6 protein-coding genes are annotated in these 13025 nt (G+C 68.2%); 5 read left to right on the top strand and 1 reads right to left on the bottom strand.

From position 1 onward, the window contains the following. Nucleotides 1-57 precede the first annotated feature (57 nt). The 4 genes from GS4_RS08345 (at nucleotide 58) to GS4_RS08330 (ending at nucleotide 10396) form a co-directional block, all read left to right on the top strand. The gene (locus GS4_RS08345) at nucleotides 58-5382 is read left to right on the top strand and encodes a hypothetical protein (RefSeq protein WP_007619517.1); all 5325 of its coding nucleotides are present in this window, start codon (nucleotides 58-60) and stop codon (nucleotides 5380-5382) included. Beyond that, complete coding sequence (locus GS4_RS08340; protein ID WP_007619516.1) at nucleotides 5379-6968, top strand: PfaD family polyunsaturated fatty acid/polyketide biosynthesis protein; 1590 nt, start codon at nucleotides 5379-5381, stop codon at nucleotides 6966-6968. The genes GS4_RS08345 and GS4_RS08340 overlap by 4 nt, the downstream gene beginning before the upstream one ends. Nucleotides 6969-7040: 72 nt before the next feature. Continuing rightward, nucleotides 7041-8861: a phytoene desaturase family protein gene (locus GS4_RS08335; protein ID WP_007619514.1), complete on the top strand. Its 1821-nt coding sequence runs from the start codon at nucleotides 7041-7043 to the stop codon at nucleotides 8859-8861. Further along, nucleotides 8858-10396: a flavin-containing monooxygenase gene (locus tag GS4_RS08330; RefSeq protein ID WP_007619512.1), complete on the top strand. Its 1539-nt coding sequence runs from the start codon at nucleotides 8858-8860 to the stop codon at nucleotides 10394-10396. Before GS4_RS08335 ends, GS4_RS08330 begins: the two co-directional genes overlap by 4 nt. A 41-nt stretch (nucleotides 10397-10437) precedes the next feature. Here GS4_RS08330 and GS4_RS08325 read toward each other — a convergent pair whose 3' ends face one another. Next, entirely contained in the window at nucleotides 10438-11298 is an 861-nt protein-coding gene (locus tag GS4_RS08325; RefSeq protein WP_007619510.1) for a class I SAM-dependent methyltransferase, read from the bottom strand. Between the two features lie 325 nt (nucleotides 11299-11623). Here GS4_RS08325 and GS4_RS08320 point away from each other — a divergent pair, with 325 nt between their 5' ends. After that, a complete protein-coding gene (locus GS4_RS08320; protein WP_007619509.1) occupies nucleotides 11624-12973 on the top strand; it encodes an aminotransferase class I/II-fold pyridoxal phosphate-dependent enzyme in 1350 nt (449 codons plus the stop codon). The last annotated feature ends 52 nt before the right edge of the window (nucleotides 12974-13025 follow it).

Genomic DNA, 13025 nt, shown 5'->3' with positions numbered 1-13025 from the left:
CGGTTTCGAGGCCGTGATGTCCGAAGCGCTCAACGCACTCTTCGCGGGGGAGAACACATGACCGGAGATCTGCAGGTGTCGCTGCGGCACAGCACCGACGGCTCATCGCCCAGTCCCTCGACCACCGCCGCGCGTACCCGCCCGATCGGGATCCTGCACGGCGCTGCGCCATCCGACTGGACCCGAGGAGCGGGCACGCTCCGACGCGTGCTGTCGGATACGCCGTCCCGGGTCGTGATCCTCGCCATCGCACCGACCGACGGGACCGGACCGACCGCACCGCACGTCGGATGGACCGACGAACTCCTCGACCGGCTGATGCGATGGGGGATCGACGTGGCGACGACCGCGGTCGAGGTGCTCGACGAGTCGTCCGGGCTCGGCGGCGTGCTGGACCGCGTCGCCGACATCGTCACGGGTGACGAGGCCGACCTGGTCGTCGCACGGACCTTCGGTGCCGGCGCCGAGGGCGGCTCGCTGGTGGTCTTCGGCAGCGAGCGGGCCATCGTCGGTGACCCGCCGCTCTGGATCGACGGCTCCGGCTCACGCGACTCGCTCAACGGGGCGACGGACGCGCTCCGGGGTGCGATGGATGCCGCGGGCGTCTCGGATGAGCCACTCCTGGAACATCTCCGGATCGCGACGGCACCCGAGGCCGGTGGTGCTGCACGGGACCCGGCGACCGACGATCGGACAGCCGCACTCGTGCGGGCCGCCGTCGACGCGCACATCGGAGTGTCCGCCGCAGCCGCATCCTGCGTCCTCGGCGGGTCCTCGTCGTCGGGTGTGGACGCGCTCGCCGAGCTGATCACCGACGTGTTCTGGGCTCGGATGCCCGCCACACCCGAGTCGATCGGTCGGATCGCGGCCGAGGTCGGTCTGAGCAATTCGCCTCTCTGCATCACGGCAAGCGATCAACCGTGGCTGCGCGCGAGCCGCGAAGGGCGACGCCACGCGGCCTTGTTGTCGGTCACGTCTGCCGGGGTCGATGCTGTGGTGCTGTCGGGTGACGGCACCGCGGCCGACAGCTCACCGATCGACTGGATCGGTTGTTCCGGACCCGCGATCATCGTGCTGACCGGCGCCGACGGACGTGACGTCGAAACAGCGGCCGCCCGGGTCCGCAGCGTGCTCGAACGTGGGGCCGACCTGTACCGGGTCGCGTCGGCCATGGCGCGAGTGGCGCATCGTGGGCCGGTCCGTGCGGTCGTCGTCGCGACCGATGTCCCGTCGATGATCCGGGAACTGACAGCGGCGGAGTCGTCCGTCGCGGAGGCCGTCGCGTCGGGGAAGGCCTGGGCGACTCCGGCCGGAAGTCGTTGCGACCCTGCGATGTCGAGTAGCGGTGGCCGGGTCGCATTCGTCTACCCGGGAACCTATGCCAGCTATCCCGGCGCGGAAGCCGGTCTGTTCGAACTGTTCCCGGTGTTGCTGGCCGGCACCGAACTGTTCACGGAGCGACCGGCCGAGACGTTCGGGATGGCCAAGCAGTTCCTGCGGTCGGACACCGTGCCGACACCCGAGGAGATCGCACAGCACGAGATGGAGGTGCGTTCGGACGTCGGCTTCATGTCATCGAGCGCGGTCCACTACGCGATGCTGGGGACGTCGATGATCCGCGACATCCTGGATGTGTCCCCGGACGGGGTCCTGGGCTACAGCCTCGGCGAGCTCTGCATGCTGCTGGCCACCGACCTCTGGTCCCTTCGCGACGGGACCGGTCTCGGTGTACAACGCTCCGCGGTCTTCCGGACCGAGCTCTACGGACCGCGCACCGTGGTGCGGGAGGCGTGGGGCGTCGCCGATGACGTCCCCGACGAAAGGGTGTGGACGACTCTCGCATTGGCCGCGCGTAGCGACGATGTGCGCGCCGCGGTGACCGGCCACGACCGGGTGTTCATCACCCATGTGAACACCGATCGCGAAGTCCTGATCGCCGGCGACCCTGCGCAGTGCTCGGCGGTGGTCGCGGATCTGGGCTGTGGTTCCTTCGAACTCCCCGGTGGCGGTCCGGTGTTGCACGTGCCGTTGGTCGAGGCGGTCTCCGACAGCATCGACATGCTCACCGACAACGAGTTCGGGGCGCGCGACGAGGCGTTGGAGTACCTGTTCGCGGCCGCGCCGCAATCGGTCGACCTCGACTCGAAGTCTGACGTCGCGGGGGCGATCGCCGCGTTGTGCGCGAACGGGGTGGACTTCCCGGATCTGTGTCGGCGTGCGTATGCAGAGGGTTACCGGTACTTCATCGAGATCGGTCCCGGCAGCGATTGCACTCGATGGATCGACACCAACCTCAAAGGCCTGCCGCACGTGGCGGTGTCCCTGGATCGTCGCGGGACCCCGCTCAGCAGATCCGTCTCGCGCGCCCTGGCGGCGCTGATCGCCGGTGGTGTCGACATTCCGCTCGCGCGGTTGTTCCCGTCCGCGACATCCGACGACGACCTCGTGCGTGAGCTCGAGATCGATGGTGCCACTGCGCGTGACGTCACCCATGACGGCTCGCCCGGCGTCGATGACGATGACGTGATCATCGTCGAGCGCCGATCCCCGTCGGCGGTCATCTCCGGCCAGTCCCACTCCACGCGCGGCAGCATCGCGGAGACGACCCCCGCACGGTCCGGTCCCGTGCCGACCGGGCCTGCCGGCGTCAGCACCGCCCCGAGTGGGACTGCCGACACACCCGTCGCCCGACCCGTGACGCCGGAGACCGGCAGCCGCGACGAGAATGGACTGACCTCGTCGAATCATGAAGCCACATCGAATCAGGTAGACACGCAGCCGGTTCCGTCAGAGCGCGACGTGTGCAGTCATGTCGCCGCCATCGCGCAGGATGTGGCCCGAACCCATATCGCGGTTCTGGAGACGCAGTCGGCGTTGCAGGGCGCGGCGCTGGCGGCCCTGGAGTCGGGGGATCTGCCGGCTGCTGTTGCGACACAGGAGCAACCGGCCATGTCCACCGACGAGTCGGTGCGAGATCCGGCCGCAACGGACTCCACAGCGGTACACGAGACCGCAGTGCACGAGACGGCAGTACACGAGACCGCAGTACACGAGACGGCAGCGCATGGGCGCACAGCGATCACGACCGCATCATCTGATGTCAGCGCACCCGGGCCGGCTGCGCGCGACACGACCACGGTCACCCCGACGGCGGACGGGTTCATCGTGACGGTCGACCTCCCGGTCACCGCCGCAGACCTCGATGCGACGACGGCCCTCGCGTCGAGCACGGGTCTGGTGCGGGAGCTCGCGACCGACCTGCTCGCCGGCGACCCGCGTTACCGCAACGCCGCGCCGCAGGTCCACGCACTCGAGATCACACATCGCCACATCGACTCCGCGCGATCGGCAGAGGGGATCGGATCGGCACAGATCGAGATCGCCATCTCGGGAATCGACCCCGGCCCCAGCGGCGGCGAGTTCAGGTTCCGTACCGAACTCCGGATCGGTGGCGAACCGGTGTTCGGAATCGGTGCGGGTGAGGGCAGCTGGGGCACGGTCCGACCCCGCACTGCACTCACGCCGATCGCACCGCGCACCCGATCGTCTCGTGTGGAGCGACGAAAGGGATTCAAGCCGCTGGAGTACACGCGCCTGCGTGAACTCGGCGACACCCAGGTCGGTCAACTGGTCGTCGGCGACTCCGTCGCCGTCTTCGGGGACCGCTGGGACCAGCGCGACGCCGGTGTGACGACGGGCATCCGTACAGCCGTGTCGGGTCGTCGGATACGCGCGGTTCCCAGCATCGACCCGTCCGGTGGTGAGTTCCGACTGGGGCATCTGCTCGCCGACCAGATGCCGCTCGAACACCCCATCCCCGAGCAGTCTCCCGAGCAGACGAAACCCGGGACAGCGGATGCCGGCGTCGTCGATCTCGTGGACGCAGCCGCCGAGGCACTACGGATCTATGCGGTGTATCTCGGCCTGCACCTGGTGTTCTTCGACGGCGAGTTCGGAGCGGCGCCCGACGTCATCACCCGGGTGGCGTCCGCTCGGCCGCGGGTCGTCGCCGACGGTCCGATCCGGCATCGGATCGAGGTCACCGACATCACGATGATCCCGCGCCCGACGATCGTGGGCGATGTCCACGTGTACGCGGGCGACGAACTCGTCACGACCATCGTCGATCTCGCGATCGAGGTCCGCGAACGGCCGGGTAGCAGGTATCGCCCGGAGTTCGACACCGACGGTCGGCCCGCTCCGCTGGGCCGTCGCGGACGCAACGGAGAGGTGGCTGCCCTCAACGAGTTCCACATGTCGCACCTCGAGAACGGTGAGGTCGACATCGCGCTCGGCGTCGCGGTGGCCGAGTACGACGGCAAGACCGAACTCCACATCCCCAACGGCGAGTTCCGGTTCGTCGATCGGGTCATCTCGGTGGTCGGCGATCGCGAGAAATTGCGCAGCGGCACGATGATCTCGGAGTACGACGTCGCCACCGAGTCCTGGTACCACGACGACAACTCGTTCGAGGGCATCCCCGGGTCGATGATCATGGAGGCCTCCCTGCAGGCAGCTGCGCTGACCGGTTCAGCGCTCGGCACCACCCTGCACGTCCCGCGGGATCAGCGCCTCTCCATCCGCAACCTGGACGGGACCGCCACCGTGGTGGCGGATCTCGACGTCCGGGGTGCAGTGCTGCGGCAGGAGTCCACGCTGTTGTCCACGACGATGGTGGCAGGCCAGATCCTGCAACGCTTCGCCTACCGGATGGACGCCGACGGGGTGCCCTTCTACGAGGGTGAATCGCTGTTCGGATACTTCACCCACGAAGCATTGTCGTCGGATGTCGGACTCGACGGCGGCGCTGATGTCCCGTACTGGATCGACACCGACGGCGCCACCAGCACAAGGGATTCCGTTGTCGAGGTCGACTTCCGCGACGAACACGCCTGGTTCGACCCGGATGCGAACAACGGTCTGTGCATCGGCACCGGACACTTCCGCTTGATCGACTCGGCGCAGATCGTCGTCGACGGCGGCCGGTCCGGTAAGGGATACGTCAAGGCCACCCGGGTCATCGACCCCGCCGACTGGTACTTCGACTGCCATTTCCACAACGACCCGGTGATGCCGGGGTCGCTCGGGGTCGAAGCCGTGACCCAGGGGCTGCAGAGTTACATCATCGCCTCGGGCGTCGCGGATTCGCTGGGACCGGTGCGGTTCGGTCTCCCGGTCGATGTGCCGTTCTCGTGGAAGTACCGGGGGCAGATCCTCCGCACCGACGCGGAACTGGGATTCGAGATCGACGTGACCGACGTCCGGACCACCGACCGGGGACTCGTTGTCACCGCCGACGCCAGCCTCTTCAAGCCGGGGGTACGGATCTACCACTTCACCGACCTCGCGGTCGAGGTCATCCGCACCGAGGAGGTCCGATGACGGTCGCGGCCGAGCGAAAAGTCGACGGTGTGCAGACCCGCGCGACCGGGATGCGCGCGATCCTGGAGCAGCTACACGAACCCGTCTACGTCGTCGAGGGCACGGACGGCGTCGGGTTGTCCGCCGAGCCCGGGTCACCCGGTTGGGAAGTCGCAGCGGCCGCGTCTGCGTGCCCGCCGACAGCACTCGGCTCGACGGCATTCGTCGATCGTGGGGGTCTGCGCGCGCCGTACCTGGCCGGCGCGATGGCGGGCGGGATCGCCTCGGTGGATCTGGTCCGATCGATGACGGATGCGGGGCTGTCGGCGTCATTCGGATCCGGTGGTCTGCCGGTCGATTCCGTCGCGCGCGCCCTCGACGATCTGGGCGAGACCGCGTCCCGACCAGGGTTCCTGATGAATCTCCTGCATTCACCACAGGATCCCGATGCCGAGGACGAACTCGTCGACCTGCTGCTGCGCCGACGTGTCCGTGGGATCGAGGCATCCGCGTTCATGGGGATCACCCCAGCACTGGCGCGCTACCGGGTCGCCGGTCTGCGGGTGCGTGACGGTCAGGTGGTCGCAGAGAACCGGGTGATGGCCAAGGTGTCCCGACCCGAACTCGTGCGCGTCTTCGCGCGCCCGGTTCCTGACGCACTGCTGCGTCGGCTGACCGACGCAGGTCAAGTGACCGCCGTGCAGGCGCAGCTCGCCCGCGAGGTCCCGGTTGCCGACGAGATCACCGCCGAGGCAGACTCCGGCGGACACACCGACTCTCGTCCGCTCGCGGTTCTGCTCCCGCGCTTCGTCGCCGAACGCGAGTCGATCCGTCGCGATTTCCGTCCCGCCGGCGGCATCCACATCGGTGCGGCCGGCGGCCTGGGAACTCCGACCGCGGTGGCTGCCGCGTTCGCGCTCGGCGCCGACTACGTGGTCACCGGCTCGGTCAATCAGGTGTGTCGCGAGGCCGGTGTCTCGGATGCGGCCAAGAAGATGCTCGCGTCGGCGGGGATCGCCGACTTCGCCTTTGCGCCCGCCGCCGACATGTTCGAGATCGGCGCGCAGGTGCAGGTTCTCAAGAAGTCCACGATGTTCGCGTCCCGCGCGCAGCGGCTACGGCACCTGTACGACACCCACCGATCGGTGACCGAACTCTCCGATGCCGACCGGGCGTGGCTGGAGGACAAGGTGTTCCGAACCTCGCTGGACGACGCTTTCGCCGATGTCCGGGCATACCTGTCCCGCGTCGGCTCCGAGGACGCGACGGGCGAGATCGAGCCCCGGCGCGCCATGGCACTGCTGTTCCGTTCCTACCTCGGCCAGTCATCCCGGTGGGCGCGTGACGGCGACTCCGATCGCGCCGCCGACTACCAACTGTGGGCCGGGCCCGCACTCGGGGCGTTCAACGACTGGGTGGCCGGCAGCGACCTCACCGATCCCTCGGATCGCGGTGTCGTGGACGTCGCCGCGAACCTGATCGTCGGCGCTGCATACCAGACCAGAGTGCACCACCTGCGCACCAACGGGGTCCGACTCCCGGCGTCGATCAGCACCTTTCAGCCGAGGGCAGGTTGCGCTCACCTGCTCGTACCGGAGACGACATGAGCCGGCCGTCACCGACCCCACATCATCCCCAGCCGATCCGCACGGCAACGTCGACAACGGAGGAACGAGATCATGTCTGATTCGAGAACCGATGCGCCGCACGGCCAGTGGGACGCGATCGTGGTGGGGGCCGGTATCGGCGGGTTGTCGGCCGCCGCGTACCTGGCTGCCGCCGGTCGTAAGACGCTGGTGTTGGAGCAGCACACCGTCATCGGCGGATCGTCCCACGTGTTCCGCCGTCGAGGTCGATGGGAATTCGACGTGGGGGTGCACTATCTCGGCGACTGCGGGCCAGGGGGACAGGTCAGTCGGGTGCTCAACGGCCTCGGCCTCGAGGACCGCATGGAATTCGTGGAGATGGATCGGGACGGATTCGACACCGTCGTAGCTCCCGACATGGAGATCAAGATCCCGTGCGACTGGGACCAACTCATGGACAACTTCATCGCGGAGTTCCCCGACGAGGAGAAGGCGATCCGCCGTTACTTCGGCGTGCTACGTGCCATCGGTGGCGGCATCGACCACAGCGTGTCCTGCTCGTCTCGGCGCAATCAGCTCCGGGCCATGCGAAAGGTCGGCCGAAAGTCGCCGTGGATGTATGCGCCGCACGCGGCGCTCATCGGTGCAAGCGGCATCAGTCCGCGGATCGCGCTGCTGGTCTCGCTGTACTCCGGCGCGTATGCCGCCCCAGCGACCGTTGCGTCTGTCGGGATGCACGCCGGGTACATGCACGCCTACATCGATGGCGGCTCGTGGTTTCCCAAGGGGGGTGGGCAGGCGATGCCGGCAGCCTTCGCCGACGTCGTCACCAGTCACGGCGGCGAGATCCGGACCGGCGTCACGGTGGGCGAGATCCTCGTCGAGAACGGTCGTGTCGCCGGTGTCCGCACCGACGACGGTGAAGAGCTCCGCAGTGCGGTGGTGGTCTCTGACATCGACATCAAGAAGACCTATCGGGACCTCGTCGGCTACGACCACCTGCCCTGGTGGGTGGCCCGCCGTATCCGCGGCTACAAGATGTCGCAGCCCTATTTCACCGCGTACTTCGGACTCGAGATGGACCTCCGCTCGTCGCCGAACACCAACTACTACGTCATGCCGTCGTGGGATGGCACCGAGAACACCCGCAGCCTGCTGAAGGTGTTGCCCGATCTCGTCACCAAGGCCCACCGGCGCGACCCGCTCGAGTGGGCGCACGACTACGCGCGTCGGCAGATCAGCATGGTGCACTCCGGCACCACGCGCGATCCCGAGAACACGCGCACCGCACCGCCGGGATGCGGAGTGGTCGAGAGTCTGTCGATCGCACCGCCCGAGCCGTCGGTGTGGGGTCTCGACCAGGAGTCCATCGACGACGGCAGCTACCGCAAGAACCCGCTCTACCTGGAGATCAAGGACATCCTGACCGAAGGGATGTTGGACCGGGTCGAACGGGCCATCCCGGGGGCGCGGGCATCGGTGGCCTGGTCCGAGAGCTCCTCGCCCGCAACACAGGAGCGGTACACCAACACCCACGCGGGGATCGGGCTCGAGCCGCGGGTGAGCCAGTGGGGCATGCTCCGTCCTGGCGTACGCACCGCGATCCCAGGGCTCTTCCTGGCCGGCACCAGCACCACCTGGGGCCCGGGTGTCACCGGATCGATGCTCAGCGGTATGCATGCGGCGGGCGCGATCCTGGACCGCGACCTCGACACCGAGGTGCGCAACGGCGTGGTGCTGGCCGACACCCGCCGATTGCGGCCGATCGGCGACACCGCCGACCCGCTGTGGCTGAGTTCGAGGCCCGAGCGTTTCACGACCGCACGTGCTGAGCGTGCGGCCGACGGCGAGCGGGTGTCGGCGACGTCTCCCGCCGGTGTGGCCGACGGTGATCCGCGGGAGTCGGCGGTGTGACCTCGGTGATCATCATCGGCGCCGGCTTCGGCGGGATGGGAGTCGCGATCGAACTCCTCGAACACGGCTCGGCCGATCTGCTGATCCTCGAACGCGCCGCCGAGGTGGGGGGAGTCTGGCGGGACAATGCGTATCCCGCTGCGGGAGTGGACACCCCGTCCCCGTTGTACTCGTACTCGTTCGCGCCCAAGACGGACTGGACCTTCCGGTTCGCCATGCGTGACGAAATCTTTGGATACGCGCAGGATGTCGCCGAGCGGTACGGTCTGCGCGAGCGGATCCGGTTCGGTAGTGACGTCGTCAGCGCGAACTGGGACGAACACGGGCTGCAGTGGTCGGTGACCACGGCCGACGGGGCAGAGTTCCGGGCAGATGTCGTGGTGAGCGCGGTCGGGCAGCTGTCGCAACCGGCGATGCCCGCCATCGACGGGATCGACGAGTTCGACGGGACATCGGTGCACTCGGCCCGCTGGGACCCCGACATCGAGATCGCCGATCGCCGGGTCGCGGTCATCGGCACCGGAGCGAGTGCAGCGCAGTTGATCCCGGGGATCGCACCGGATGTCGGCGAGTTGACCGTCTTCCAACGGCACGCCCCGTGGGTCTTCCGCAAGATGGATGTCGAGTACCCCCGATGGCGCAAGGCCGCGTTCAAGTACCTCCGGGGGTTCCAGTTGGGGGAGCGGCTCTTCTTCTTCGCGATGCTGGACACGGCATCGCTCGGTCTGGTCGATGTCCCTGCGGTCCGTCGGCCGCTGGCCTGGCTGTCGCGCCGCCATCTCCGCAGACAGGTTCCCGACCCCCGACTGCGTGAGAAGGTGACCCCCGACTACGAGGTCGGCTGTAAACGGGTGGTGTTCTCCGACGCCTACCTGCCGGCGCTGGGGCGCGACAACGTCTCGGTGGTGACCGAAGCCATCGACGCCGTTGTCCCGCAGGGGGTGCGCACGGCGGACGGGACGGTCCACGAGGTGGATGTGATCGTGTACGCGACCGGCTTCCGCGCGACCGACTTCCTGTGGTCGATAGCCGTCACCGGGCGGGGCGGTCGAACCCTCGCCGACGTCTGGGACGCGAGTGGAGGTGCCACGGGCTACCTCGGTATGGCGGTTCCGAACTTCCCGAATCTCTTCATGGTGGTCGGTCCCAACACGAGCCTCTCGGCCGGATCCCTGATCTATGTGATCGAGTCGCAGGCGCGCTACATCAGACAGGCAGTCGAACTCATCGGCCGTGAGCCCGGACGTGCACTGGAGGTCTCCGAGAGTGCCGCCACGGCATTCGACGACGAGATGCAGCAGAAGCTGCGGCGGTCGGTCCTGTCGCGGTGTGCGAGCTGGTATCGGCATCCGAACGGTCGGGTGACCAGTAGTTGGCCGGATGCCGTGTTCGCCTATCGTCGCCGCACGCGCAGGTTGGACCCGAGCGCCTTCACTTTCGTGTCGAGTGTGCGCGGCACCGAGACCCCTGATGACCCGGAGTCCGTCGACAGCACCGGATCGGTGTCTGCGCCGGGCGGTGAGCCCATCCGCTGACCGCCGGGTCGAGTGCGTGGCACTCCGACAACGACTGTCGGTCAGGCGAACTCGACGAGCACGTTGTTCGGCCGGATGCGTCGGACAGGTGCCGTCGACCCGAAGACCGGGTTGAGTCGCCGGAACACGAATCCGCGTCCGGGGACCATCGGGACGTCGTGGACCGCGGCGACGGCGGGCTCGTCGGCGAGCGCTTTTCGGACCCTGGTGGTCGAGGTTCCCCAGACCATCGGCGGTAGACGGTAGGCGGTGTTGGTGTCGGCGTCGTCGTCGGCGCGGCCGCGCATCATCAACGCCGACAGTCGGGTACCGCCACCGGTCTCGCGGACAAGCCACGGCGGGACGGCGTCGAAGAGCAGCTCCGCCCCGCGGAACCTACGGGCGGCGGTGGTGATGAGGTCGAGCACCGCGGTGCCGTCCAAGTACATGAACAGTCCGAGGGCGGTGATGAGAAGTCCCCGTGAGTCGTCGATCTCGTCCATCCAGGAGCGGTCCAGCGCCGAGCACGTGACGATCCGGGCCCGATCCGAGCCGGGGAGCAGTCGTCGGCGCAACTCGGTCGCCTCGGGGAGGTCGACGGACACCCAGTGGACGCGGCCGTTGTCCACGCGATGGAACTGTGTCTCCAGCCCGTCGCCGAGGGCCACGACGGTTCCGTCCGGGTGCCGGGCGAGGAAGGTCTCGATCTGCCGGTCGAAGGTGAGGGCGCGTAGCGCGAGGACGGTGCGCGGGGCCCCGAATCGCTCATGGAACGGGTAGTCGATCGACGCGTAGAGATCGTCGATTACGGGGTCACGGAGAAAGGAATCCGGCCGTCGCGATTCCTCGGCGCGGCAGTACAGCGGCCACAGCATCGTCTCCGGAATCCCGGTGAGATCGGCCTTGATCCGGGGAGTGTTCACCGAGATCCTCTCTGCTGCGGAGTATGGGATCGGGTGACGCCGACCTCCACTCCGCCGCCCCTCTTGACCGTATCGTCGGGCAGAAGTGCAGGTCAACGTGTGTCGCAACGAGATACGCAGCCGACGGTAACCGGACGCCCATCGTGCGGTAACCGATCGTTGGGGCGTCACGGAGTCGACACGCAGCCGGCTTGTCCGCACTTGTGCCACCGGCCTCGGATAGTCCCTGCAGTCGGCCGTTGTGTTTACGCCCGTCTGCAAAGAAATGGTCGACCCCCGATCACATACCGGGCATACTGGCGCTCGTGACCTGCCCGGTGTGCCGATGACGCTCGAGGACGGCACGGATGTGCTGGTGTCGGTGCTGACCCGGCACGGGTCTCGGACGTCGGAGGATGTCCGGGACGTGACCGCCGGGCTCATCCGGGACGGGCGCTTGGCGGTCGGCACCCGATTGCCGACGATCCGCGAACTGACCCAGCAGTCGGGCGTGAGCACCCGCGCCATCGTCTCCGCGTGGGGCTCGCTGCGTCGAGAAGGACTGATCGAGACCAACCGGCGCGGTGGGACCGTGGTGGTCAACTCGGCGACCGCCGGGCCGGCATGGTCCGATCGTGATCTGCTGAGCGGCAGTCCAGACCACCGCCTCCAGCCCGACCTCACCGACGCACTCATCGCGGGACTCAGGTCGTCCCAACTCAATCACCCCGGGCGCGAGTACATCACCGATCGACTGCGGGACGCGGTGCTGGCCGACTGGCCGTTCGACGCGGCGTCCTTCGTCGCCGCGGGAGGTGGTTCGGAGGGCCTGCTGCTGGCGGTCGAGGCGGCTGCGCCTGCGGGTTCCCTGGTCGCGGTCGAGGAACCGGTGATCCCCGGGTTCCTCGACACCCTCACCGAGGTCGGCTACGAGGTGATCGGCATCGCGTCCGACGACGAGGGGGCGCGGCCGGAGTCCTTGGCTGACGCGCTGACCCGACGGCCGGTCGCCGTCGTCCTGCAACCGGAGGGCGCGTACTCCGCGTTCGGTGCGCTGTCGGCGTCGCGGGTCGCAGAACTGGTCGAGGTCTTCCAGGCCGCCGACCACCTGCCGTGGATCGTCGAGGACGATGCGGTCGGACCGCTCGCGCAGTGGCAGGCGCCGTCCGTCGGAGAGACCTTCGGAGATCGAACCGTCCGTGTCCGCAGTTATTGCAAGGCATACGGACTCGACATCAAGACGTGTGTGATCGGCGGGAGCACCGAACTGATCGATCGCGTCATCCGATTGCGTGTGCACGGCATCGCCACCAACAGCCGCATCCTGCAGGACGCGCTGGCGCACCTGGTTGTCGACGCCGACACCGCCGACGGCATCGCAGTGGCCCGCAGCCGGTATCAGCAGCGCCGGGACGGGCTGGTCACCGAGCTCGTCGCGCGTGGGGCGTCGGCACGGGCCGGGCGCAACAGCCTCGTGGTGTGGCTGGATGTCCGCGACGAGACGGGGGCGTTGATCGAACTCGCGCGACGTGGCATCCATGTGGGCGCGGGTGCCCGGTCCTTCGTCACGCCGCGGTCGGGAGGTCTGTTGCGGATCGCGGTCCCACAGCTCCCCGACGACCAGGCCGCGCTCGCGGAACTCGCCGAGGCCGCCGTTGAGGCGGCCGGGTCGGTGCATCGCGAGTTCTTGGGCTGACGCCGGGAGAGCGACGTCGGTCGACGGGCGGGCGGATCACCGGTCGCGTCTC

This window comes from Gordonia soli NBRC 108243 (assembly GCF_000334455.1).
GTDB lineage: Bacteria > Actinomycetota > Actinomycetes > Mycobacteriales > Mycobacteriaceae > Gordonia > Gordonia soli.
This window is presented reverse-complemented; position numbering and strand designations above follow the sequence as displayed.